The sequence below is a fragment of the Microbacterium sp. C448 genome, assembly GCF_000582705.2.
GTDB lineage: Bacteria > Actinomycetota > Actinomycetes > Actinomycetales > Microbacteriaceae > Microbacterium > Microbacterium lacus_A.
The window spans coordinates 1-22,577 of record NZ_HG779766.1 but is presented as its reverse complement, the minus strand read 5'-3'; the positions used below and the strand labels follow the sequence as shown (position 1 = coordinate 22,577).

At 64.2% G+C, this 22,577-nt stretch carries 25 protein-coding genes; 16 read left to right on the top strand and 9 right to left on the bottom strand.

The annotated features are described in order from the left end of the window. Nucleotides 1-37: 37 nt before the first annotated feature. From MIC448_RS13175 to MIC448_RS13155, 5 genes are read right to left on the bottom strand one after another with little or no spacing between them, the layout of a single operon-like run. The gene (locus MIC448_RS13175) at nt 38-1,531 is read right to left on the bottom strand and encodes an SCO6880 family protein (protein ID WP_036300538.1); all 1,494 of its coding nucleotides are present in this window, start codon (nt 1,529-1,531) and stop codon (nt 38-40) included. After that, the gene (locus MIC448_RS13170) at nt 1,528-2,979 is read right to left on the bottom strand and encodes a hypothetical protein (RefSeq protein WP_036300537.1); all 1,452 of its coding nucleotides are present in this window, start codon (nt 2,977-2,979) and stop codon (nt 1,528-1,530) included. The genes MIC448_RS13175 and MIC448_RS13170 overlap by 4 nt, the downstream gene beginning before the upstream one ends. After that, on the bottom strand, nt 2,979-3,275 hold the full coding sequence (locus MIC448_RS13165) for a hypothetical protein (protein ID WP_036300536.1): 297 nt from the start codon (nt 3,273-3,275) through the stop codon (nt 2,979-2,981). The genes MIC448_RS13170 and MIC448_RS13165 overlap by 1 nt, the downstream gene beginning before the upstream one ends. Before the next feature lie 24 nt (nt 3,276-3,299). Next, on the bottom strand, nt 3,300-3,911 hold the full coding sequence (locus tag MIC448_RS13160; RefSeq protein ID WP_051513873.1) for a M23 family metallopeptidase: 612 nt from the start codon (nt 3,909-3,911) through the stop codon (nt 3,300-3,302). A gap of 1 nt (nt 3,912) precedes the next feature. Continuing rightward, nucleotides 3,913-4,644 carry a hypothetical protein gene (locus MIC448_RS13155; RefSeq protein WP_036300535.1) on the bottom strand — a complete coding sequence of 244 codons (732 nt, stop codon included), beginning with the start codon at nt 4,642-4,644 and terminating at the stop codon, nt 3,913-3,915. Between the two features lie 384 nt (nt 4,645-5,028). Here MIC448_RS13155 and MIC448_RS13150 point away from each other — a divergent pair, with 384 nt between their 5' ends. The 14 genes from MIC448_RS13150 to MIC448_RS13085 all read left to right on the top strand — a co-directional run bounded on the left by MIC448_RS13150 (nt 5,029) and on the right by MIC448_RS13085 (nt 17,943). Continuing rightward, nucleotides 5,029-5,352 carry a helix-turn-helix transcriptional regulator gene (locus tag MIC448_RS13150; RefSeq protein WP_100813230.1) on the top strand — a complete coding sequence of 108 codons (324 nt, stop codon included), beginning with the start codon at nt 5,029-5,031 and terminating at the stop codon, nt 5,350-5,352. Between the two features lie 417 nt (nt 5,353-5,769). Continuing rightward, nucleotides 5,770-6,630 (top strand): ABC transporter substrate-binding protein, encoded by an 861-nt coding sequence (locus tag MIC448_RS13145; RefSeq protein WP_036300533.1) that lies wholly within the window; start codon nt 5,770-5,772, stop codon nt 6,628-6,630. Nucleotides 6,631-6,676: 46 nt separating this feature from the next. Continuing rightward, the gene (locus tag MIC448_RS13140; protein WP_157811199.1) at nt 6,677-7,804 is read left to right on the top strand and encodes an ABC transporter substrate-binding protein; all 1,128 of its coding nucleotides are present in this window, start codon (nt 6,677-6,679) and stop codon (nt 7,802-7,804) included. Between the two features lie 46 nt (nt 7,805-7,850). Further along, on the top strand, nt 7,851-8,978 hold the full coding sequence (locus MIC448_RS13135; protein WP_081766413.1) for an ABC transporter substrate-binding protein: 1,128 nt from the start codon (nt 7,851-7,853) through the stop codon (nt 8,976-8,978). A gap of 86 nt (nt 8,979-9,064) precedes the next feature. After that, nucleotides 9,065-10,762, top strand: coding sequence for an iron ABC transporter permease (locus tag MIC448_RS13130; protein ID WP_157814004.1), 1,698 nt, complete (start codon nt 9,065-9,067; stop codon nt 10,760-10,762). 43 nt (nt 10,763-10,805) lie between these two features. Continuing rightward, complete coding sequence (locus tag MIC448_RS13125) at nt 10,806-11,918, top strand: ABC transporter ATP-binding protein (RefSeq protein ID WP_051513871.1); 1,113 nt, start codon at nt 10,806-10,808, stop codon at nt 11,916-11,918. Nucleotide 11,919: 1 nt separating this feature from the next. Further along, on the top strand, nt 11,920-13,047 hold the full coding sequence (locus MIC448_RS13120) for a hypothetical protein (protein WP_036300524.1): 1,128 nt from the start codon (nt 11,920-11,922) through the stop codon (nt 13,045-13,047). Continuing rightward, entirely contained in the window at nt 13,044-13,508 is a 465-nt protein-coding gene (locus MIC448_RS13115; RefSeq protein WP_051513868.1) for a Zn-ribbon domain-containing OB-fold protein, read from the top strand. Before MIC448_RS13120 ends, MIC448_RS13115 begins: the two co-directional genes overlap by 4 nt. Next, complete coding sequence (locus tag MIC448_RS13110; RefSeq protein WP_198517664.1) at nt 13,505-14,764, top strand: CaiB/BaiF CoA-transferase family protein; 1,260 nt, start codon at nt 13,505-13,507, stop codon at nt 14,762-14,764. Before MIC448_RS13115 ends, MIC448_RS13110 begins: the two co-directional genes overlap by 4 nt. 47 nt (nt 14,765-14,811) lie before the next feature. Continuing rightward, nucleotides 14,812-15,822, top strand: a complete 1,011-nt coding sequence (locus MIC448_RS13105; protein WP_036300517.1) for a Gfo/Idh/MocA family protein — start codon at nt 14,812-14,814, stop codon at nt 15,820-15,822. A gap of 9 nt (nt 15,823-15,831) precedes the next feature. Beyond that, nucleotides 15,832-16,161, top strand: coding sequence for a DUF4286 family protein (locus MIC448_RS13100; RefSeq protein ID WP_051513867.1), 330 nt, complete (start codon nt 15,832-15,834; stop codon nt 16,159-16,161). Between the two features lie 5 nt (nt 16,162-16,166). Further along, a complete protein-coding gene (locus MIC448_RS13095) occupies nt 16,167-16,901 on the top strand; it encodes an alpha/beta fold hydrolase (protein WP_036300516.1) in 735 nt (244 codons plus the stop codon). Next, nucleotides 16,898-17,242 carry a DUF4286 family protein gene (locus MIC448_RS13090; RefSeq protein ID WP_051513863.1) on the top strand — a complete coding sequence of 115 codons (345 nt, stop codon included), beginning with the start codon at nt 16,898-16,900 and terminating at the stop codon, nt 17,240-17,242. The genes MIC448_RS13095 and MIC448_RS13090 overlap by 4 nt, the downstream gene beginning before the upstream one ends. Continuing rightward, nucleotides 17,239-17,943, top strand: a complete 705-nt coding sequence (locus MIC448_RS13085) for an alpha/beta fold hydrolase (protein WP_036300515.1) — start codon at nt 17,239-17,241, stop codon at nt 17,941-17,943. Before MIC448_RS13090 ends, MIC448_RS13085 begins: the two co-directional genes overlap by 4 nt. A gap of 29 nt (nt 17,944-17,972) precedes the next feature. On the opposite strand, the gene MIC448_RS13080 is transcribed toward MIC448_RS13085, so the two are convergent. Beyond that, on the bottom strand, nt 17,973-18,803 hold the full coding sequence (locus tag MIC448_RS13080; RefSeq protein WP_081766411.1) for an IclR family transcriptional regulator: 831 nt from the start codon (nt 18,801-18,803) through the stop codon (nt 17,973-17,975). Nucleotides 18,804-18,897: 94 nt separating this feature from the next. Between MIC448_RS13080 and MIC448_RS13075 the strand changes: the two genes are divergently transcribed. Next, nucleotides 18,898-19,716, top strand: a complete 819-nt coding sequence (locus MIC448_RS13075; RefSeq protein ID WP_036300514.1) for an SDR family oxidoreductase — start codon at nt 18,898-18,900, stop codon at nt 19,714-19,716. On the opposite strand, the gene MIC448_RS16745 is transcribed toward MIC448_RS13075, so the two are convergent. Both MIC448_RS16745 and MIC448_RS16740 read right to left on the bottom strand, forming a co-directional pair. Continuing rightward, a complete protein-coding gene (locus tag MIC448_RS16745) occupies nt 19,653-20,234 on the bottom strand; it encodes a GTP cyclohydrolase I (RefSeq protein WP_081766410.1) in 582 nt (193 codons plus the stop codon). The genes MIC448_RS13075 and MIC448_RS16745 overlap by 64 nt on opposite strands. After that, nucleotides 20,194-20,544, bottom strand: a complete 351-nt coding sequence (locus MIC448_RS16740; protein ID WP_373457233.1) for a GTP cyclohydrolase I — start codon at nt 20,542-20,544, stop codon at nt 20,194-20,196. The genes MIC448_RS16745 and MIC448_RS16740 overlap by 41 nt, the downstream gene beginning before the upstream one ends. Before the next feature lie 800 nt (nt 20,545-21,344). On the opposite strand from MIC448_RS16740, the gene MIC448_RS13060 reads away from it, so the two are divergent. Next, nucleotides 21,345-21,755, top strand: a complete 411-nt coding sequence (locus MIC448_RS13060; RefSeq protein ID WP_243420032.1) for a phage holin family protein — start codon at nt 21,345-21,347, stop codon at nt 21,753-21,755. Nucleotides 21,756-22,030: 275 nt separating this feature from the next. Here the strand turns inward: MIC448_RS13060 and MIC448_RS13055 are convergent, their stop codons facing one another. Beyond that, nucleotides 22,031-22,528 carry a DUF6640 family protein gene (locus MIC448_RS13055; protein ID WP_051513862.1) on the bottom strand — a complete coding sequence of 166 codons (498 nt, stop codon included), beginning with the start codon at nt 22,526-22,528 and terminating at the stop codon, nt 22,031-22,033. Nucleotides 22,529-22,577: the final 49 nt, after the last annotated feature.

Here is a 22,577-nt window from a genome sequence, read left to right as displayed (position 1 = left end):
AGGTCGGCGGGGGTGAAGGTGGCGGTGTGGCGGGCCATCACTTCATCCCCAACCCGATCGGCAGCGCGTTCACCATCAACGCTTCGGCCTGCTGGCAGTACAAGACCTGCGCCTCCATCCCGGCACGAGACAGCGCGTTGCGCATCCCGGCCAAGGCCTGGTCGAGGCGTTCCTCGTCGGGCGCGGTGATGGTGAGGTAGGCGCCGTAGTGGAACTCGCCGTGCCCGTTCGCGATCTCCTGCTCCTGCTGCTCCAGCGCGCGCCAGTCCGCGGCGTCCGCTGCCGACCCGTCCGCGCCCCGCTTCGCCCGCAGCGACTCGTTGCCCCGCCATACCTTCTTCTCCTCCCGGATCCGCTTCAACGCCTTCGACACCGGCACCGGCGTCAGCACGATGGACAGGATGTGGGTGATCGCCTCCCCGGTGTTCGGGTGCCGGGCGAACACGATCGGGGCGAGGAACCCGACGGGCGAGTCCGATCGCGGCCATTCGTGCACCCACAGGGTGGTGTGCACGCCCGAGTCGGTGACGACAATCCCGTTGCGGTGCGCGGGTTCGTCCAGATACATCGGCCCAATCGCCACCGGGTCCACCCCGGTCAGGGCATCGGGACGGTTCTGCACGACCGCCGCGAACTCCGGGTCGAACGCGAGCCGCCCCAGAGCGGCGACGTCGCGCGGGGTCAGCCAGCGGCGCACGGTGATCTTCGCCGCCGTCAGGGCGTCGGCGAGGTTGCCGGCTTCGATCTGCGCCAGGGCGAGAATCGCGTCCTGGCCACCGCCGAGCGCCTTCAGCTGTGAGCCGAGGACGACCAGGTCGAGGGTGAGGATCAGGTAGTTGCGGTGGGCGACCTCGAACCGTTCGGACCGGTCCATCACATCCTGATAGTTGTGCGCGACCGGGGAGTCCGGGTTGAGGTCTTGGACGCGGCGGACGGTGTCGTAGTGTTCCCGGGCGGCGCGGATCGTGGTCGGCAAGGTGCGTTCCTGCAACGTCACTCGCTTCACCCCCGGGCGTTGCGTGAACGGGCCCAGGACCCGGTCGAACTGCTCGGCCAGGTCGAACCGTTCCGGCAGGTCATGCATCAAAAACCCCTGCACCTCGAGCTCTGCGATCACGGACACGGACCGGTCGTGGGGGTTGTAGACGGCGCCGGCCTGGCCGGTGTCCCACAGCTGGATCGAGGCCCGCGTACCGGGAAGGTTCAGCGTCCCGGCCAGGCGTGGCCGTTCGGGGCGGAACGTGTGCGTGGTGGCGCCGCCGGCGTGCCGGACTTGCTTCATCAGCCACAGCCCGGCCATCCGCGGGGTAGAGACCCCGTGGATGCTGGTGAGCGCGGTCACGCCGAACCCGAGATACAGCGGCGCCCCATACAACAGCCCCAGCGGGCCGAACCTGTTCACGAACACCAGCAGGATCAGCGCCGCCGTGGCGAGGAAGGCGAGTTGCCAGGGGTCCATGCCCATCACGACGCCTTGCCGTGACCGGCGCGGCAACCGGACAGGGCGCGCGTACTCGGGTGTGGCGGTCATAACGATCTCCCATCCGTGGTCGGAGGTTGCGGCGACGTCGCCGGCGGACGTGACGGCGCGGGCTTCCCGGCACTACCGCTCGACCCAGGACCGCTCGACGGGGCGGTGCGGGTCTGGGCGGGAGAGAGCGCACCGCGCGGCGAATCCGCCGACGTCGAGCGTGTCGAGGCGGACCTCGGAGAGGGGCCGGTGGATGCGGACGAGCTGCCGGCCGGGCGCACACCGGAGGGTAGCCCGCCCAGGCGGGTGGGGATCTGTGCAGCGGAGCGGGCGGCGCCGGTGGCCATCCGCCCGCCGTGCGAGCCGAGACGGGACCCGACACCGTCGGCGGCGACCGCACCGGCGAAGCTGAACAGTCCGAAGATCGCGAACGGCGCGAACGCCACCAACACGAGCCCGACCAGCAGCGGCCAGGACTGCGGGTTCCAGATCGTCTTCACCCCGGCGAGGCCGTTGATGATGAGGGTCACGAACCCGATCGTGAGCGGCCCCGTCAGCAGCAGTACGATCACCGCGGATACATACCGGACCACCCATTGCGGTCCGATGCCGCGGACCGGGAACAGCATCCATGCAACCGGACCGACCATGATCAGCGCGGCCAGCACGATGTTGCGGAACGCGAACACCAGCATGAGCAGCAGCATCCCGAGCATAAGGAGGAAGTGGATGAGGAACGCGAAGAAGTAGTTCGCCTGTCCGCCCGCCCACATCACCGACTGCAACGTCGAGTACATGCTGGCGGGGCCCTCGCCGTTGAGGATGTACCAGGTCATCTCATCGACCGCGTTCAACAGATGTCCGGTCAGCCACAGCGTGATCGCGACTGCGGGGATCGCGATGAAGGACCGCACCAACGCTCCGACCAGTTCGGCCCGGTCGCCCGAGACGACCGCGGCGGCGATGGCCCACACCATCGCCCCGAACGTGATGATGAGGATCGCCCACTGCCAGAACGACCACTGATCGACCGCCGCCGTCCACAACAGGCTGCTGGTATCGAAGCGCATGTTCTCCGCGACGAGGAACATCATCCCGGTCGCCGCCAACGCCATCCCGCGACCGGCATTCTCGAACGTGACGCAGACGGCATCGCCAAGGCTGCACCCGTACTTCACAGTGAGCGCCTTGCCTCCGTCGGATTGGATCGCCCGCGCGTGCCCCTCGTAGGTCGTGCAGACCGTCGCCTTTTCGCCGCCCAGAGAGACGCCTATGAAGCACTGCTGAGGTGTGACGTTTCCTGGATCGGTCGGTGTGCAGGTGACTTGTCCGCTGGCGATCTGGCAGTCGACGGGATAGGCGGGAGCCGACCACGGTTCTCCGCCAACGACCTCCATCCGCACAGGGCTGGGGGCATGCGTCGTCATCGCTTGCGCGGCGGTGCCGGATCCCACGGTCAGCGCGATGCCCACGACGATGCCGAGACGGAGAACGCGCGACAGGTTCATCAGAAACCGAAGTCGAAGTTCACGAACCAGGCGAATAGACCGGATGCGGCGCCAAGCACGGCGGCGGCGATGAAGATCCAGAGGATGTTCTCGCCTGCCCAGGTGCGGACCCGGTCCGATGCCAACCCGCGGAATGCGAGGGCAGCGCCGGCGATGATCAACATGATCAGCACGACCAGCATCGCCCCGGCCAGGATGTAGGACGCGATGACTTGGAAGCCTTGGAAGAACGGGGCCGAGAAGTCGGGTTGGATGTCGGGGATGTCGACATTCCCGGGAGTGGTGCGCCTGGACATGATCGTGCTCCCTTGCTCGGTGGCCTACATCAGGGGGAGGCCGCGGGCGGCCATGAACGGCTCCGGGGCTACCGGAGTTCCGGAATCCCGGACTTCGAAATGCAGATGGCAGCCGAACGACTTCCCCGTGTTGCCTTCCGCGCCCAGCGGGGTACCGGCGGTGACCGCCTGCCCGACGGTGACGCGCAGCGAGTCCCACTGCATGTGGCCGTAGAGGGTGACGATCTCGCCGCCGTGGTCGATGCGGACCGCGTTGCCGTAGCCCTGATAGGAGCCGGCAGTGATCACTTCGCCGGGCCCGGCGGCGTAGACGGTGGCTCCACAGCCTTGGGCCATGTCGTAGCCCTGATGATCCGTGGAGCAGTAGCTGCATCCCTGCACCGGGTTGTACCCGAACCCGCGACCTTTGGAGTAGTCCCCGGCGAGCGGAAATCCCCACTCGCCGCTGACCGCTGGAGCGGCACCGGACCCAGCCGAGGTGGTGCTGACGATGCTGCCCGCGACGGCGAACGGGACGGCGATCAGCGGCGTCAGCAGGAACGCGACCGCTAGGAGGGCAGCGAGGCTCGCCCCGATCAGGATCTTCCGGCCAGTCCTCGTGTTGAGGGCTGCGGCGGCGACCATCGGGGCTCCCATGTCAGAGCTCCAACGGCTCCGTGAAGTAGCGGACCACCTTGCAATCCCCAGCCTGTTGCGCCGACTCGAGTGTCGGCACCGATGCCGGCCCGCAGAGCACCTGGACGCTCACCCGCACCGGTTCCTCGTACGCCGTCTCCCCTCCGTCGCCATCTGACCGGGTGAACGTCAACGTCACGTCCGAAGTGCCGATCGACATGTCACCGGATGCGTCATCGCTGACGGCAACGTAGATGACGTCCCCACTCGTCTTCGCTACGACGCGGCCATCCTCGCGGGCGAGCGAGTCCCACTCCTCCTGAGGAAGGACAACACCCGTCCGCAACTCGACCTGCGCGTCGTCTACCGATGACTGTTGGTCGGCTTCCGACGTGTAGCGGGTGTCTGGCGTGAACCAGCTGTCGAGGTAGTCCAACCATTCTTCGCGGGTGCTCAATGTGGTGTCGAACGTGGAAGCCGCTTCGAGCGCGGCCGGGATATAGGTCTCGGGGTCAGTTGTGATCGGCTCCGGTACCCATCCACGCTCAGAGACCGCAGGATCCACGAACTCACCGCCCGCTGATTCCGTTCCACCCGGGCTCGGAGTATTCGAGTTTCCGCCGGGGCTACCGGTAGGGGATGGGGAGGAGAGGGTGGAGCTGACGATGATCGCGACAATTCCGGCGATCAGGACGAGGCCGCCGATGATCGCCCACGCGAGTCCGCGCCGCCCTGAAGCCTGATTTGTCGTCATTGGTCAGCCCTCCTGATCTTGCAGGATGGCCACCGTGCACGGGGAGAACGGCTCGAGCGACGGTCGCCGTGGCGGCATCTTACGCATCCGGGGGCAGCACGGAAAAGGAACCGACCCAAGGTTGTGGACAACTCGGCACAAATGCGTGCGTGTGGACACCTCGCGACAGAGCCGAGTTGGGTGAGCGAATTTTAGGCCGTGAATGAGCGAGTCGTCTGTAGGAAGTTTGGGGGACAAGGCTGCGAGCGCCGCGTTCGACCGCGGTGCCTGTGGCTTGCTCAACCCGACCATGACCACACGGTATAGCAGTGTTGTCTTCGAGTAAACCCCTAAGTCGTATTGTTTGCTGGACGTGTGCACGGTCGGTGCAGCAGAATGGACCTCATGCCTCGTATCGCTCAGCCAGCGGGTTCCGAGGGTTCCGAGGAGCCGATCGCGCTTCTCGGGAGCCTCGTCAAAGCAGCGGTCCTGCGATACCTGCGATCGAACCCGGACGTCACCGCCGGCCCCATCTGCGACGCACTTGAACTTGGTGCGTCGACGATCAAGCCGATCCTCGACGAGCTCGCAGCGGCCGGCCTCGTCATCGCCGACCCACCCCCGGTAGAGGGGCAGTCCCGGAGAGGGATCTGGATCAAGTACCGCGTGAACGACGAGGCCGTCACCGACCTCTACCTCCGGTTGGGAATGGCGATCGGCGAGTTCTGAGCGGCCGCTCGCCGGTTCGCACCTTCCGGAGATCTGGGCGCTCTTGGGGATCGCGACGAGATAGCGTGCCAGGACAGCGCCGCGTTGTGCGAAGCGGGGCGATCGGGGGCTTGTCGATTCGGATCCGAAGGCGGCGGCGGCGGACGTGCTGGTCGATTGAGATCAATCGGCGAAACACAACCGCCGCAAGCGTCAACCCTGCGGGGGCATCGGGCTTGAGCCACGTGAGACCGTGTCGTCGCAGCGACCGCGACCGCGACACCGTCCGTCGGGTAGCTACGCATGCGCCAAGTCACGTCGATTGCCACGCGCTCGGGTCGATGCCATGCGGCCCTCCTGGTCGTTGATGGTGTCCTTCTACGGGTCTGAGTGTGAGTCAGCTGCGCCTTCGCCATGCGGCGGCTTGGGGATCTGACTATGAGACTGCAGTTCGCGCAGGAGGAATCGGCTGGGCAAGCCCAGGCTGACGTCCTCAGCATTCTCGATCACTCGGCTCTCGACCAGGCGGTCGACAATGGCTGGATCGCCGAGTACACACCCCAGGAGGCGGACGCCCTTCCGGCGGAATACGCACGCGCGGGCTACTACTACGCCGTCCAGAGCGTCACCTCGCCGGTCATCGCATACAACACAGACAAGGTCACGCCTGAAGAGGTCGAAAAGCTCCAGGCCGACCCGATGGGCTTCCTCGAGAGCAAGGGCCTCACCGATCGTGTCGGCGTGGTCGCCCCTCAGGCTGGCCAGCAGCTGCAGGCGTACTGGTACCTCTACTCGGATGGTCCTGCGGCCGAAGACTTCGGCTGGGATGGTCTGGGCGGCATCGCGGCCAATACTGGCGCCATCTCGGATACCGTGACGATCGCGCAGAACGTCATCCAAGGTGAAGTCGACTTCGGGCTGCCGCTCGCCGACAGCTACGTGATCTCGCTGATTACCGGCAGCGGCGCCCCGCTCGGCTTCGTCTACCCAGACCCGACTGTCGCGGTCATGTCCGCTCTTGCGGTCGTCGAGAACGCGCCCCACCCGAACGCCGCGCGGCTGTTCTCTGAATGGGCCGCCTCCGCCGACGGTGTCAGCGCGTGGGCGGTGGGTGCGAACAACGCCCCGATGCGCAGCGACGTCGAGGACCCTCGTACCTACCTCGACGAGCCCTGGTTCTCGCCGAAGACGGACGACGTCTGGAGCGACTTCGGTTCGGATCCCGAATTCCTCGAGGCCATGACAGCCGATGGCTGGTACTTCCCGAAGTGGAACGAGACGTTCGGCTACTCAGGATGAGCACACGCGACCACACCATGACCACGACCGAAGCGAAGGAACATTGATGAGTACCAGAACACGTAGGGTCCTATGCGCAGCGATCCTCACCGCGGCCGCGATCGGCCTCGCGGCATGCTCGTCGGGGCCTGCAACACCGGTGAGCTCATCGTCGGGCGACGCGTTCGATTTGGCGACCCTGACGGCAGCGGCCAAGGCCGAGGGCAGCCTCACGATCTACGGTGATGCCTCCGAGGCCAGCCTCCGAGGGTGGGCCGACAAGTTCACCGAGGAGTACGGCATCCAGGTGTTCATCGTGCGCAACACTCCAGGCCCGCTGTTTCAGCAGTTCGCCCAGGAAGCATCGGCTGGGCAGCAACAGGCCGACGTCATCAGTATCGTCGACCATGTTGCACTGGACCAGGGCATCGAGAATGGCTGGATCGCGGAGTACACACCTCAGTATGCGGATCAGTATCCCGAGTCCGAGAGCCGGGCGGGGTACTACTATCCGGTCCAGAACGGCAACGCCCAGACGATCGCGTACAACGCCGACAGCCTTTCAGACGATGAGATCGAACTCATTCAGGAGAAGGGACTTGACGCGCTGACCGACCCGATCTTCGCGGGCCGCGTCGGTGTCGTCAACCCGCAGATCTCCTCGGGCGTCCAGGCGTTCTGGTACCTGTACACGGACGGTGCAGCGAAGGGTTTCGGCTGGGATGGTATGGAGGGCATCGCCAAGAACGTCGGCATGATCTCCGACACCCTGACCCTGGGCCAGAACATGATTCAGGGCGAGATCGATATCGCGGTGCCGATGGTCGACTCCTTCATCTCGTCGCAGATCGCCAACAACGGTGCCCCGCTCGAGTACGTCTATGCGACACCGACCATCGGTCAGACCGATGGTGTGGCCGTCGTGCAGAATGCGCCCCACCCGAACGCAGCACGTCTGTTCTTGGAGTGGGCTGCTCTCCCCGAGACGAACGCGTTCTACTCGACGATCTCGCAGTCCGCTCCGACCAACGTGAAAGCGACTGATTCTCGCAAGATCGTGAATGAGGCATGGTATGCGCCGGCCGGAGATGACACGTGGTTCGACTTCGGCAGCGACGAAGCGTTCCTGACGGCGATGAAGGCCGACGGCTCCTACTTCCCGAAGTGGAACGAGACCTTCGGATACTCCGGATGAATGTGACGGTCGGCGAACACGCGATGAACATCGGAACGGAGCTGTGATGCGCACGAAAGGCGTGTACGCAACGCTGCTCATAGTCGCAGCGACAGGCCTGGCTGCGTGTTCGTCGGCCGTGCCCACAACGGTCACAGCACCTACCGAGAGTGGGAGCGCCTTCAACCTCGAGGCGCTAACGGCGGCAGCACAGGCCGAGGGCAGTCTTACTTTGTACGCGGACTCGACCGAGTCGGTTCTGCGGGGTTGGAGTGACGGCTTCACCAAGGAGTACGGCATCCCGGTGACGATTCTGCGTAACACCGCTGCACCGCTCTATCAGCAGTTCGCGCAAGAGCAGTCGGCCGGGCAGGCGATCGCCGATGTGTTCGGCGTGGTTGACGCAGCCACGATGGCGGATGCGCGGGAGAACGGTTGGATCGCGCAGTACACGCCCCAGAACAGCGACCTCCTGTCGAAAGATCTCGGCGACCCGGGCTACTACTGGGCCCTGCAGAGCTCTACCCAGCAAACCGTCACCTACAATCCCGACAACGTGACTGAGGACGAGGTCGAGTTGATCTTGAAGGACCCCGTCAAGGCCATGACTGACCCACGGTTCGCCGGTCGGGTTGGCGTCGTTCAGCCGCAGGTGTCCCAAGGTGTCGGGGCGTTCTGGTACCTCTACAGCGACGGCGCCGCCGCCGCCGATGTGGGTTGGGACGGCCTTGAGGACATCGCCGACAACACAGCGATGATCGCGGACAACCTCACGCTGGTGCAGAACGTCATCCAGGGCGAGATCGACTTCGCCTTCCCGATCGTCGACTCGATCCCGGCAGCTCAGATCGTCCAGAACGGCGCTCCGCTGCAGTTCGCCTACGCGACGCCAGCGACCGGATCGAGCGCACTCACCGGAATCGTCGCAGACGCCCCGCACCCGAACGCCGCGCGGCTGTTCCTCGAGTGGGCCGCAGAGCCCGACGCGAACTCGCTCTGGTCGAAGCTGTCGCAAACCGCCCCGATCAATGCCGAGGCGACTGACGGACGTGAGTTCACCGACCTGGACTGGTACCAGCCGGCGGGCGACGACACCTGGTTCGACTTCGGCACCGATCCCGAGTTCCTCGCGGCGATCAGTGCAGATGGCGACTACTTCGATCGCTGGAATGAAATGTTTGGATACACCGGATGACGACCATCAATGCCCCCGCCCCGGCCACCAGCAGCGGACGAAACGGGGATCCCGACCCGCCGACGAGGAAGACTACAGCGGAGGCGGTGACGCGTCGGAAAGCGACTAAGCGCGGGCCGAGCCCGTTCGCGGTCGTCATCCTGATCCTGCTCGGCGGCCTGATCCTCGTGCCCGTAGCGATGGTGTTTTTCGGCGCCTTCCAAAGCGCGGCGCCCGGCCTTCCCGGCACCACGTTCTCGCTTCGGGCGATCATGGAGGTCTACGGGACCACGGCGTACCTCGGCTCTCTCATCGGCACACTCCTGATGGCGCTCAGCGTCGCAGTACTGGCGGTGGTCTTCGGTGCGTTGGCGGCCTGGATACTCGCGCGCACCGACGTGCGGCTTCGAGCAGTTCTCGAACTCGGCGTGATCGTTCCGTTGTTCATCTCGCCCTTCATCGGCGCAGTCGCCTGGAACATGCTCGGCGCGCCGCGCTCGGGCATCATCAACGTGAACCTGCGCTGGATCTTCGGCACCGACGCGACATTCATCGACATCGGCACAGTGCCGGGCGTGATCTTCGTGATGCTGCTGTACTTCCTGCCCTACACCTACATGCTCATCTCGGCGTCGCTGAAGAACATGGATCCGGGTCTCGAAGAGGCGTCTTACATGAACGGCCGCGGCATCGTCGCGACTGCGATGAAGGTCACACTCCCGATCGTCCGCCCCTCACTGACGGCCGCGTTCTTCATGATCGCTGTCTTCGCGACCGGGATCTTCGCGATCCCCGCCGCCCTCGGCCTTGACACGGGCTTCTCACCGCTCGCCGTGCAGGTCTACCGCAAGATGACGGTCTTTCCATCTGATCCGCCCGCGGCAGCCGCGATCGGTACGCTTATCTTCTGGTTCACCCTGGCCGGCATCTACTTCTATCGCCGCTCTATTCGCAACAGCGCCCGGTTCGTCACGGTCGGTGGAAAGGCCACGCGTCCGCGCGTCGTGAAGCTGGGCTGGGCACGCTGGCCAGTCACGATCCTCGTCGCGCTCTACGGATTCCTGGCGGCGGTGCTGCCGTACGCGGCGATCATCCTCATTTCGTTGTCGCCCTACACGATCACAGACTTCCGCAAGATGCAGTTCTCGCTCGACAGTCTCTGGACGGTCGTCACCTCCCCGGATGTGACCAGCGCCTTGCTCAATACCGTGTGGATCGCACTGCTCGCACCCACTGTGGCAGTGCTGATCGGCCTTGGTGTCGCCTATATCACCGTGCGCGAACGCGGACGCATCGCCACGATCATCGACTACATCTCGAACTTCCCAATGGCGGTTCCGGGAATCGTGTTCGCAACAGGCATCATTTGGCTCTATGTGCGCACGCCGCTGTATGCGACGCTGGCGCTGCTGATAATTACCCTGGTCGCCACGTATATGCCGCAGGCGACTCGATTCGCAGCCACCGGCTTGATGCAAGTCGATGGGTCCCTGGAAGAAGCCGCGCGCATGTCCGGCGCGAGCAAGTTCCGCGCGATTACCACGGTCACCATGCCGCTCGTTGCCCCGTCACTGATGTCGGCATGGGTGCTCCTGTTCATCTTCTCGTCGCGGGAGGTGAACGAGGCGGTGATCGTAGCCGGTCCCCGCTCCCAGCCACTGTCCGTGCTCGCCTGGAACTACGTCGAGAACGGCTCGCTCAATCAGGCCGCAGTAGTCGGCCTGTTGATGTCGCTCGTGATGCTTGCCGGATTGATCCTGGCGAGATATGTCTTCCGCGTCCGACTCACCTCCTCCCAACTGTGAACATCCGAATCAGTACCCACGCAGAGATGGAAACCCAATGTCTATGACGATTGACAGGACGACGACCGCGACGCAGGAGCGCGTCGGTGCGTCGCTGAGCGTCCGAGATCTGCGCATCCACTACGGCAACGTCGAGGCGGTGAAGGGCATCTCATTCGACATCCTGCCGGGAGAGTTCCTCACGCTCCTCGGCCCTTCCGGATGCGGCAAGTCAACGACCCTGCGCTGTATCGCAGGCCTCGAACCCGCCTCCGCAGGCACGATCACGATCGACGACACGGTTGTGGCAGGTCCCGGAAAGCACGTGCAGCCCGAGAAACGTGGCATCAACATGGTGTTCCAGTCGTACGCTGTGTGGCCGCACATGACTGTCGAGAAGAATGTCGGCTACGGCCTCAAGGGCCTGCAAAAGGACGAGATCAAGACCCGCGTCGACGAGGTTCTCGACCTCATCGGGCTCGGCAAGTTCGCGAAACGGTACGGCACTGAGCTCTCCGGTGGTCAGCAGCAGCGTGTTGCGCTCGCCCGCGCGATCGTCACCCGTCCGAAGGTCCTCCTCTTTGATGAGCCGTTGTCGAACCTCGATGCGGGACTACGCGAGCAGATGAGGTTCGAGATCCTCGCGCTGCAGCGTGCCGTCGGGATCACCGCGGTCTACGTCACGCACGACCAGACCGAAGCTATGTCGATGTCCGACCGGGTCGTGCTGCTCAACGACGGTCTGGTTGAGCAATCCGATGCGCCGCGCGAGATCTACTCCCGGCCGCGCACTGAGTTCGCCGCGAACTTCGTTGGTCATGCGAACATCCTTCCCGGCCGACTCGATGGCGCCCGTGAGCGGTTGACCGTCCCGGGCATCGCCACGCCCGTCCTTGCCGCCGAGACCGCCGCCAACGATGTTCACGAGTCCGCCTCCGCGGTCTTCCGCGCCGAGAGCCTGCTCGCCGGGAGCGCGGCGGAGTCGGCAGAGAACGTATGGCCGGCGAAGGTCGAGCGAGTCTCATACCTCGGTCGTCACCTCGACGTGCTGTACTCGGTCGGCGACTCGAAGGTCCGTGGTGAGCTTCCGTCGGCGACGCCGATCGTTGTCGGCGACACGGTCACCATCGGCATCCGCGCTTCCGACGTGCACTTCGTGCCGCACACCGAGGCCTAGCATGCGAGCGCAGGTCGCGATCGTCGGCGTAGGAACGACGAAACAGGGCGAGCTTCCCGGTCGGACAGCGAACGAAATCGCCATCGAGGCGATCGAACTCGCGCTCGTGGACGCCGGACTCACGAAGGCAGATGTCGATGGGCTCATAACCTGCCGGAATCTGCATGACCGTTTCGGCATCGACGAACAAATCGGGCACCTGCTCGGAGTGAACCCGAGGTTTGGCGCGACCCTCGATTACGGCACGGGCAACTTCTCGCTTCATCTCGCGGTGATGGCGATCGAGGCGGGTATGGCCGAGACAATCGTGCTTGCATACGGCACGAACCAGCGCTCGATGCGCTCGGGATTCGGCATCTCGGTCGGGGGCGGTGCCGAAATGGCGGCGCTCGCCGGAGTTGTGCATGTCGCCGGACCGGCGGCGCTCGCATTCCGGCGCCACCAGGAGCTGTATGGCACAACTGAGGAACAGTTGGGCTGGGTGGCGGTCGGCCAGCGTGAGTGGGCGCAGAAGAATCCGTTGGCCATCTTCCGTACTCCGCTCACGATTGACGACTATCTCTCGAGCGATCCGCTCGTAGCGCCGCTGCGCCGTGCCGACCTCACGATGATCTCGGATGGGGGGGCCGCTCTCGTGGTGACCTCGAAGCAGCGCGCGAAGGATCTTCCAAAGCAGCCCGTCATGATCGACGGCATGGCCGAGCGCACCGCCTTCCGGGCTGACCACGATCGCGACAGTCTGATGCGCCCCTGGCTCGGCGAACTCGCTCGTGATCTCTGGGCCAGCAGCGGGTACCGCCCCGAAGACATCGATGCCCTCTACATCCAGGATGCGACATCCGTATGGGTGCTCCAGATGCTCGAGTGGTACGGCTTCGCACCGGTCGGCGAGGGAGGCCGCTTCCTCGCCGAAGGTCACACCCGACCGGGCGGTTCCCTGCCGGTCAACACGAACGGCGGCCAACTCTCCGAGAGCTACATGTGGGGATGGCTCCACCTTTGTGAGGCCGTCCGCCAGCTGCGCGGTGAAGCAGGGGAGCGCCAGATAGAGGGGATCGAGGTCACCCTCGATTGTTCATCTCACGACTTTCTTAAGGGGGCGGCGTCAATTCTGACGACGAGATCATGACGTACCAAGGACTGCTTCCTGACACGCACAACGTGCTCACCGCCCCGTTCTGGGCCGCGACCCACGAGAGACGGCTGACGGCGCAACGATGCAGCTCCTGCAGTGTGTTCCGCTGGCCGCCCAGTGAGTTGTGCCCAGAGTGCGTCAGTACCGCCGCCACGTGGACGCAGCTCGCGGGCACCGCCGAGGTGTGGAGCTATGCCGTCTATCACCGCTCGATGCACCCGGCATTCACGGCTGTGCCCTATACGGTCGCGCTCCTCGAACTTCCCGAAGGCATCCGCATGTACGGAGCCGTGGTGACCTCGACCGGTGACGCCGATGCCGATGGCGAGGTGAAGATCGGCGACCAGGTGCGAGCAGCGTTTGAACGCACCGAAGACGACGTCGTTCTCGTCCGATGGATTCCAAGCGAGGAAGAATCGGCCCTCGCTGCCGTACAGCTGGAGGAGCAGCCATGACCGACCACGCGAGGCAGGTGAGCTCGACACGCAAGGGGCCGCTGGAACACGTCACCATCCTTGACCTCACCCAGCACCTCTCAGGTCCATTCGGGAGTCAGATCCTTAGCGATCTCGGCGCACGTGTCATCAAGGTCGAGCCGCCCACAGGCGACCCGACACGGCGCATCGGTCCGTACTTCGAAGACGGTGACAGCGCGTACTACCTCAGCGCGAATCGCAACAAGGAGAGCGTCGTCCTCGATCTAAAGGCGCCAGGCGGCGCCGACGCGCTTCTTGCGTTGGCCATGCGTGCTGACGTCGTCATCGAGAACTTCCGCCCGGGTACGCTGGCCAAGCTCGGAATCGACTTCGACGCGCTTCTGCGGGTCAATCCGCGGATGGTGCTGTGCTCGATCACCGGCTTCGGACCGGATGGCCCCTACCGGGCATTGCCCGCGTTCGACATCGTCGTCCAGGCGCTCGCCGGCGGCATGTCGCTCACGGGTGAGGAAAGCGGCAAGTCGGTGCGCTCCGGGCTGCCGATCGGAGACATCTGCGCCGGCATGTACGGTGCAGTCGGCACGCTCGCCGGCCTGCTCGAGGTGGGCAGGACGGGCATTGGCATGCGCATCGACGTCTCGATGCTCGACGCACAGGTGTCAATGCTCTCGTACGTCGCGAGCTACTACCTCGCCTCAGGCGACGTCGCTGGTCGTCAGGGTCGCGGGCACATGAGCATCCCCACCTACCGGGCGTTCACTTGCCGAGACGGCAAAGACATCGTCGTGGCCGCGAACACGCAGCCGTTCTGGCAGGGTCTCGCGCGTGCTTTCGAGCGCGAAGACCTAGTCGCCGATGAACGGTTCCTCGACAATGACCTTCGCAGGGAGCATCGCGACGAACTCGATGCGGCGCTCGAGGCGGCCGTTGGCGAGCTGGATGCCGCCGAGGCTCTGGCGAGGCTTGCGGCAAACGGTGTACCGTCGGCGCCGGTGAACACCGTCGATGCCGCCCTCGCCGACCCCCAGGTGGTCCAGAGCGACATGGTGTTGCAACTCGAAGGCCGCGGGGACAGCATCCGTGCCGTCGGCAACCCGATCAAGACCCACGGAGGCCGCACCCGTCATATCGCCCCGCCCCGACTCGGCGAAGACACCGAGTCGGTGCTGCGAGACGTAGCGGGCCTGACGGATGATCAGCTCCGGAAGCTCTCGTCCGGCGGCGCGATCACCCTCGCTGCACCCCACGAAGGGTCAGCCGCGGCCTATGCCTGATCCATCGGCGGACATCCGATAACAGTTCACAAGGGAAAGAACTCGACATGCTTCGCACAGTCCTGATCGGCGTAACCCACTGGCATCTGCCGCTCTTCCTGGAGCCGATGCAGAAACGCGATGACCTCTCTTATGTAGGCGTCTCCGACCCCGATCTCGCCGGTGCGCAGAAGGTCGCCGAACGACTCGGGACGATCGCCCTCGCGGACTACCGCGAACTCGTTGAGCAGACCAAGCCGGACTTCGCGCTCGTGCTCGGTATCCATGCCGAGATGGCGGCGACGGCCGAGTTTCTCATCGAACGCGGCATCCCATTCATCATCGAGAAGCCGGCGGGACTGAACGGCGCGCAGGTCTCGCACATCGCGGAACTCGCCGCCGAGCGCGACGCGTTCGCGGCCGTACCGTTCGTTTTCCGTCAGAACGGATGGGTCACCCGGATGCGGGAACACTCGGCCGGCGAGCGCTTCGACCATCTCTCGTTCACCATGATCGGGCGGCCGCCGCAGCAGTACGAACGGATGGCGTCGGGCTGGGTGCTAGACCGCGCCCGTTCCGGAGGCGGAGCGCTTATCAATCTGGGCATCCACTTTCTCGACCTCATCCCCTACCTGGTGCCGGACGAGCCGGTCGAGGTAGTGGGCGCCGCGATCTCGAACACGGCTTGGGACCTCTCCATCGAGGACTACGCGTCGGTGATCCTCAAGGTCGGCACGAGTCTTGCGACGATCCAGACCGGCTACCGTTACACCTCGCCGGACGAGTACATGGATATGCACTTCTCGGTGCGGACGGCCGCCTCGTACTACGTCGCCCGTACCCCCACCGAAGTGCAGGTGACCACGCCAGAGGGGGGCATCGAGACGTGGGAGGTCAGCACCATGAACATGAAGACCTACCCGTTCTTCGTGAACGACGCCATCGAGCGGGTGTTGCGGGGAGACATGCCTGCGTTCGACCTCAGCGACGCGGCACGTGCGATGCGTCTGCTAGATCGAATCTACGAGAAGGCCGGTGCGATTCTTCCGTCGACACCGGGATCCGTAACACAGGAATAGGAGAAGACCGTGGCAGAACAGAAGCGTCGGGGCCTGCTGCACGTGCAGATGGACATCGCGCCTGAGCACGAAGACGAGTTGAACACGTGGTACTGGCAGGAGCATCTTCCCGAGCGACTTGCTGTTCCGGGTTTCCTGAGCGGGCGCCGGTTCGAGATCGTCGACGGTGGCCCGCCGAAGTACCTCGCGATATACGACCTCGAGGATGTGTCGGTGCTGGACAGCCCGGAGTATCAGCGGCTCATCAATCCCCCCGATCCGCGGACGAAAGAGATCGGACGGATGCTCAACACGAACATCCGTCGGGTCTACGTCGAGATCCCGCGGCTGGAGGCATAGTCCGGATGAAGCAGCTGCTGCTCTTCCCAGGGATGGCCCAGGATGCACGCGCTTACGATTTGACCGGCTTCCCGCAGGAGCAGGCATACGTGTATCCCGGGCATGGCGGCCGCGAGTCGCAGGTCGTCACTCTGGACGGGCTGGCCGATGAGGCCCTCCGCGGACGAGTCGACCGGCTCGACCTCGTCGGCGTGGCGCTGGGCGGCATTATCGCGCAGCATGTGATGGTCCAACATCCGCACAGAGTCCGCTCGGCAGTCCTCGCAAACACTCCGGCCGGCGTGTCGAACCGGTCTCCGCTGATCGAACGAGCCGAGGCGACCGCCGCGACCGGCCCGCAGGTCGACGAGCTGATCGCACGTTGGCTGCGGCCGTCCACGATCGCAGATGACGGCGAGGCCGTGCGATACCTCCGCGAGGTGCTCGAGACGATCTCGTGGGACGGTCTCGCGAACGTCCAGCGGGCGATGGCCGATCACGATCTCGTGACAGCGCTGGAGGGAAATACTTATCCGGTGACGGTCATCATCGGAGAGGACGACTATGTCGGGATCGGTGCAGCCGAGCGCCTCGCCGCCCTGTTCGTCAACCATCGCGTACGCCGCATTCCCGGCGGACACATGGTGCACCTCGACAACCCCCGGGGATTCCGCGAGACGGTGCTGGAGCATGTCGAATGGGTCGATGACCTCGAACGCGCGGCCGACGGCGCACGCGAATCAGAGAGAAGGAGCGCATGAGCGATACTGAGGTCAAGGGACTGCTGATGGTGCAGATGGAGGTCGCACCGGAGGATGTCGCAGAACTGGATGCCTGGTACTGGGAGGAGCACATCCCTGAGCGCCTCGCCTGTCCGGGGTTCCTGTCTGCGCGGCGCTTCCAGATGGCCGATGGCTCTCCGAAGTTCGTCGCTCTCTATGAGCTCGACGGCATCGGGGCGCTCGAGACCTCTGAATACCGGCACGTGATCGAGAACAGCACAGCGCGCACGAAGGCAGTGGGTCGGATGGCGACCATCACGCGCGTCGAATACGTCGAGCTACACGATCCGGCCCCGCAAGGCGAACCGGCCGCCCCGTGACGACTCTTCTGCTCCACCCGATCGGACTGGACCGGCACACGTGGGACGGCGTAGCGATCGATAACGCGCTGGCTGTCGATCTGCCTGGTCACGGTGGGGCTCCCGGTGCCGAGCTACCGAGCCTCGACGATATCGCCGATGCCGTGCTCGAGGCCGTTCCGCTCGAGCTCGGACCCCTGGATGTCGTCGGGCTGTCACTTGGCGGAATGGTGGCGCTGCACGCCGTGCTCCGGCACCCTCAGCGAATACGGTCTCTGGTGGTGGCATGTGCCCCTGCGTTGTCGCCGGCAGACGCGATGCTCCAGCGGGCGGCCGACACGGAGCGACTAGGCATGGGCGGGATGATGCCCTCAACACTGCAGCGGTGGTTCAGCGCCGACATTCTCGAGCACACCCCGGATTTTGTCGACACCGCAGCGAGGATGCTGCTCGCCAACGACCCGCGTGTTGTTGCACACTTCTGGCGTCTAATTTCGCAGCATGATGTGCGGACACGACTAAGCGAAATTCGCGTGTCCACGACGATCGTCGCGGGTCGAGCCGACCTTTCGGTTCCTCGGCCCGCCGCGCAAGCACTCGCGAGAGGCATTCCGGGCGCACGCTATGTGGAGCTCCCTGGCGCACACATGCTGCACCTCGAGGCCCCAGGCGCCTTCGCCGAGACCATCCGGGAACATACCTTCGTTGCACAGTATTCGTGACTGTAAGACTCGACCGCATTCGGGCTTAATCAGGCCGATGCCGCAGATGCTTGCAGCCATGCGGGAGGTTGATCGGCAAGTGCGCGCGATATGCCTCGCGCAGCCATCAACACGGCGGGTATGTGTTCTCGCACTGCCGGTGTACCTTCACCGCGGACCGCGACCGAGACGGCGGCGATGACGTCTCCGGATGCCGATCTGATCGGAGCCGCAACGGAGACCGCTTCGCTTGTCATCTGTCGATCGCAGATGGCGTATCCGTCGCGACGCACGTCCGCGAGGATCCGACGAAGCGAGCCGTCGTCGACGATAGTGAACGGTGTGAAACGCGGCAGCGTCTTCTCGACCACATCGTTGAACACATCTGCGGGGGCGTGGGCGAGCAGCACCAGCCCCGCACCCGTTGTGCGCATCGGCAGTCGGGTTGCGGCCCGTGTACGGAGCGGTACTGAGCCATGACCGGAGAGATGCGATACGAAGATCGCTTCGGTGCCTTCTCTTACGCCGAGTCGCACGTTTCCATGAGTGGCCTCATATAGGTCTTCGAGGAACGGCAGTGCCGCATCAACCAGCCCGGTGCTGCGCGGAGCAAGCGATCCGAGTTCCCAGAGGTGCAGGCCGATGCGGTACACCCCGTTCTCGTCGCGTTCGAGGCCCCCCCAGTCGACCAGCTCCCCGAGAATGCGGTGCACGGTCGTAAGAGGAAGACTGGTCGATCGGCCGATCGCAGACAGCGACATCGGTCGTCGTGTCCGGTAAAGGGCATCGAGGACGGCGAAGACCTTCTGTGGGGCGGTCAGCGAACGGTCATCGTCAAGGAGCCTTTCGCCGCCAGGCTTGGACTGACCTTCACGAGACATCGCACTCACTCTTTCCCCTGGTCCCGCGCGGTGCCCGGAACAGTATCAGCCTATCCGTCGGTTTTCGTGCCCTTCTCGGCCGTAGGCTGAATGTATGCCTCAGAAGACTTGGTTCATTACTGGCGCGTCTCGCGGCTTCGGCCGCCAGTGGGCTATCGCAGCGCTCGAGAGAGGTGACCGGGTGGCCGCCACGGCGCGAGATATCTCGACCCTCGATGATCTCGTCGAGCGGTTCGGCGATACCATCCTGCCCATTGAACTGGATGTGACTGATCGGCAGTCTGACCTGTCGGCGGTCTCCGCCGCCGCGTCGCACTTCGGCGGGCTCGATGTCGTCGTGAACAACGCTGGCTATGGCCAATTTGGGATGGTCGAAGAGGTGACCGAGAGCGAAGCGCGAGACCAGTTCGAGACGAATGTCTTCGGCGCGCTCTGGGTCACCCAGGCGGCCGTGCCGATCATGCGGGCGCAGGGGTACGGCCACATCATCCAAGTGTCCTCGATCGGAGGAATCACAGCGTTCGTCAACCTCGGAATTTATCACGCGTCGAAATGGGCGCTCGAGGGCTTCTCGCAATCGCTCGCGCAGGAAGTCGCCGAGTTCGGCATTCACGTGACGTTGATTGAGCCAGGTGGATTCGCGACTGACTGGAGTGGGGCAAGCGCCAGCCGCTCGACGCCGATTGCTGCATACGACGGAGCTCGTCAGCGGCGTCAGCAGCAACGCCAATCGCAGGTCCCTGGAAGTCCCGAAGCATCCGCGGCGGCGATGATGCGAATCGTCGACGCCGAGAAGCCGCCGCTGCGAGTATTTTTCGGGACAGCTCCCCGACCAATCGCGGAAGCGGACTATGCAGCGCGGCTCAAGACGTGGGACGAATGGCAGGACATGGCTGAACTCGCGCAAGGCTGACGAGCAACGGTCCCGCGCGCTACGTCCGTGACTCTCCGACGAAATCGAAATGCGAGGGGGTCCTTCGCAGCAGCTCGACTGCTCCACGGTCGGAGATACCACGACCCACGGTTCCTCCGTCGGCAAACGTCGGTTGAGCGTACGCGCCCACTATCATCGCAAGCCGCGCGGCGGTGACAGAGTTGGGGCTCAGATGGATTGGTCCGCCAAGTGTCCCCTCGGGCGAGCACTCTGCGAATCCACGGCCGGCTAGACCGACGAAGCGGCACGTCGCATCCGCACCGTCGAGGGAAAGTCTCGTGTCGATCAGAGGAAGTGCTGCTATCGCGAAGGCACATGAGGGCGGATGCGCGGCAGGCGGTATCGCGTAGAGACCCTGAAGCGGCCACCACGATGAGTTTCGATGCCGCTTCGCGTGGGCCGCGGTCAGCAATACATGAATGCCGGGCCTTGATGACGACGAGCGATCCTTCGGCGTCAGCGCTTTCCTGAATTGCATTGGCGGGCTGCTGGGGCAAGTTCCTCTTGCAGTTGTGGCCGGGTGCTCAGAATTTGACGACTCCGCCCGATTGAACCGATACCCACTAGCCAATCACCGGGGACATACGCGATGTGAACCGACACTGAGAAGGGCAATAGGTGGTGTGCGCAGGTGGATCGAAACTCAAGCCCGCGCAAAGCGACGAAGTCCACTCCTTCAGGCACGGGGCCACCCTTGCGGAGAGGAGCTCGCTCGTCAAGCTCAACACCAGCAAAGACGTCCACGTAGGTCTGCGCAACCCTCCGTGGGGTGTCTGCTAACCGAGTGATCGGCAGTTCTTCCAGCATGTCGGTGAGGAACAGCACCGAAGAGGAGGGTGAGTACCACGACGACAATTGCCGGCTTGGAGGCGTACCTTCGCTGTGTCGAGACATGCATCCGTGGTGTGCCATCCGTTACCACGAACGTGCCGTTCAACCCGGTAGCGATATTCACGCCGGCCAACCCGAGGACGTCACGGTTTACATCCGAACGCTCGCCATGAGCGAGTCGAGTTTCCGCGTGTGGCTCCATTTGCCCAGACCTGCGCCCAGTCGCGAGAACATGAGGCCGGTTTCGGCGCGATCGAAGCTCAGGACATCGACGGGGGCATCGAGGAAACGATGACGCCGGACTTGTGGCTCTCGCGTCGTCCTATTCATCAGCCGAGCGGGTGCGTCTTCGCGATCTCGAACTCGACCCGACCAAGACTTCACGACCCCCGTTTCGACGGGCTCAGACCAGGCAACAAACCGTTCATCGTAGACAGCCTCTCCTGTTCATGCCACAGAGAATTGGCCTCTCATCCTTGGCGGATGAGACCGATGAACGTTTTCCGACACGCGCACATCGGCGCAGCTAATGTAAGAGCACACGGACTGTGAGCGGGGCGTCCTCGTGTGCTTGCGAACCACGATGACTGGTGAGAGATCGCCGCACACCTGGGGATCACTCACCGCATGGTGAAGTCCCTCACGCGTTCCACTTACCGCAAGCTCGAAGTCCCCACGTGCCGCGCCGCCGTACGAGCATCGGCCAAGACAAAGTCGCTGATCCGACTCCCTCACCTTGACTGATCCCACTCCCTCACCTTGAAATGTTGGCCCAGATGATTCGTTTCCTCCTCCAGATCCTTTCTCAACTCGTGCTCGGCGCGATCGCGCTGATCGTGGTTCACTTCACGCTCACCGGCGTCACTCTCACTTTCACGGGGTTCTTCATCGCTCTCGGCGTGTTCACGCTCTCGCATGTCATCCTGGGGCCCTTCGTGCTCTCCATCGCTCAGCGCTATGCCGCACCCCTTACTGGCGGAGTAGGGCTCATCGCCACCCTTCTTGCACTCTGGGTCGCCACCTGGTTTCCCGGCGGCATCCAGATCGCCGGATTCGAGACCTGGATCCTCGCAACTCTTATCGTCTGGATCATTACTACACTCGGCGGTTGGATCATCATGGGTCTCATCGTCGATCGCATGCTCAAGAAGCGAGCAGCCGGAAAGTTGGTGCGAAGCGTTAAGTAGTCCTCAGCGCCGACTAGCGGGCGTGCTCTGGAGCAGGTAGTTACCTGACGCTATCGCGCGACGAATCAGACTTGTTGGCGGATACCGGACCGAGGAGCCGAGGTAGTGGCCGGGCTCGTATACCTGCCGCTGCGGGACGACTGTCTGGGTCGTCGTCGGTCGGCGGCTGTCCAATCAGACCCCGCCGGCCCGGTGGTTCCCGCTCGGCGCGGACGTCGGCGTGGCCACTCAGCTGGAGTTCTCCGACCTGGATGCGGTTCGCACTTGCGTGTGATTCACTCGTTCGATCGAGGGCCTGATTCAGCGCGGATGGAATTCTCCTTCTCCGAGGAGCGAAGACCACGGAGGGCGAGTGTCAGGCCGACCGCGATCAGGATCAGCATGGCTGCGAAGGCGATGAGGTTGCCGGGTACCTCGAGCCCCCAGATCGAGATCGTGTTCGGATTTGTCGCGTTGGGGATAGGGCTTGTGCCCGGTACAAGCAGTGCGCCGAACTCGGAGAGCGGGGGTATCGCGGCGAGCACGGCGGCAGCGATGATGCCCGGGCGTCGATCGGTTGTTGGCCGCCACAGCAGCCAGAGACCCAGCAGTCCCATGGCCATGCCGATACCAGCGGTTTGCGCGCCATGAAAGCGGGCGTGCGGGTGCCAGGCCGGGTTGCCAAGGTGGTCGCCGTTGAAAAGGAACGCGACCATGGCCACGGATGTCATGATCAGGGCGAGTGAGAGGATGATCTGTCCGGGGGAGCCGGTGCGCCATTTAGGTGTATTCATTTCGCTGCATTGTCCTCCTGTGTCCCGCGTCAAGTAGTTGGCAGGGATT

Excerpts from the sequence above, each read along its gene's own strand:
- MIC448_RS13175 (WP_036300538.1), bottom strand. The coding sequence starts at position 1,531 with ATGACCGCCACACCCGAGTACGCGCGCCCTGTCCGGTTGCCGCGCCGG.
- MIC448_RS13170 (WP_036300537.1), bottom strand. The coding sequence starts at position 2,979 with ATGAACCTGTCGCGCGTTCTCCGTCTCGGCATCGTCGTGGGCATCGCG.
- MIC448_RS13165 (WP_036300536.1), bottom strand. The coding sequence starts at position 3,275 with ATGTCCAGGCGCACCACTCCCGGGAATGTCGACATCCCCGACATCCAA.
- MIC448_RS13160 (WP_051513873.1), bottom strand. The coding sequence starts at position 3,911 with ATGGGAGCCCCGATGGTCGCCGCCGCAGCCCTCAACACGAGGACTGGC.
- MIC448_RS13155 (WP_036300535.1), bottom strand. The coding sequence starts at position 4,644 with ATGACGACAAATCAGGCTTCAGGGCGGCGCGGACTCGCGTGGGCGATC.
- MIC448_RS13150 (WP_100813230.1), top strand. The coding sequence starts at position 5,029 with ATGCCTCGTATCGCTCAGCCAGCGGGTTCCGAGGGTTCCGAGGAGCCG.
- MIC448_RS13145 (WP_036300533.1), top strand. The coding sequence starts at position 5,770 with ATGAGACTGCAGTTCGCGCAGGAGGAATCGGCTGGGCAAGCCCAGGCT.
- MIC448_RS13140 (WP_157811199.1), top strand. The coding sequence starts at position 6,677 with ATGAGTACCAGAACACGTAGGGTCCTATGCGCAGCGATCCTCACCGCG.
- MIC448_RS13135 (WP_081766413.1), top strand. The coding sequence starts at position 7,851 with ATGCGCACGAAAGGCGTGTACGCAACGCTGCTCATAGTCGCAGCGACA.
- MIC448_RS13125 (WP_051513871.1), top strand. The coding sequence starts at position 10,806 with ATGACGATTGACAGGACGACGACCGCGACGCAGGAGCGCGTCGGTGCG.
- MIC448_RS13120 (WP_036300524.1), top strand. The coding sequence starts at position 11,920 with ATGCGAGCGCAGGTCGCGATCGTCGGCGTAGGAACGACGAAACAGGGC.
- MIC448_RS13115 (WP_051513868.1), top strand. The coding sequence starts at position 13,044 with ATGACGTACCAAGGACTGCTTCCTGACACGCACAACGTGCTCACCGCC.
- MIC448_RS13110 (WP_198517664.1), top strand. The coding sequence starts at position 13,505 with ATGACCGACCACGCGAGGCAGGTGAGCTCGACACGCAAGGGGCCGCTG.
- MIC448_RS13105 (WP_036300517.1), top strand. The coding sequence starts at position 14,812 with ATGCTTCGCACAGTCCTGATCGGCGTAACCCACTGGCATCTGCCGCTC.
- MIC448_RS13095 (WP_036300516.1), top strand. The coding sequence starts at position 16,167 with ATGAAGCAGCTGCTGCTCTTCCCAGGGATGGCCCAGGATGCACGCGCT.
- MIC448_RS13090 (WP_051513863.1), top strand. The coding sequence starts at position 16,898 with ATGAGCGATACTGAGGTCAAGGGACTGCTGATGGTGCAGATGGAGGTC.
- MIC448_RS13080 (WP_081766411.1), bottom strand. The coding sequence starts at position 18,803 with ATGTCTCGTGAAGGTCAGTCCAAGCCTGGCGGCGAAAGGCTCCTTGAC.
- MIC448_RS13075 (WP_036300514.1), top strand. The coding sequence starts at position 18,898 with ATGCCTCAGAAGACTTGGTTCATTACTGGCGCGTCTCGCGGCTTCGGC.
- MIC448_RS16740 (WP_373457233.1), bottom strand. The coding sequence starts at position 20,544 with ATGCTGGAAGAACTGCCGATCACTCGGTTAGCAGACACCCCACGGAGG.
- MIC448_RS13060 (WP_243420032.1), top strand. The coding sequence starts at position 21,345 with ATGATTCGTTTCCTCCTCCAGATCCTTTCTCAACTCGTGCTCGGCGCG.
- MIC448_RS13055 (WP_051513862.1), bottom strand. The coding sequence starts at position 22,528 with ATGAATACACCTAAATGGCGCACCGGCTCCCCCGGACAGATCATCCTC.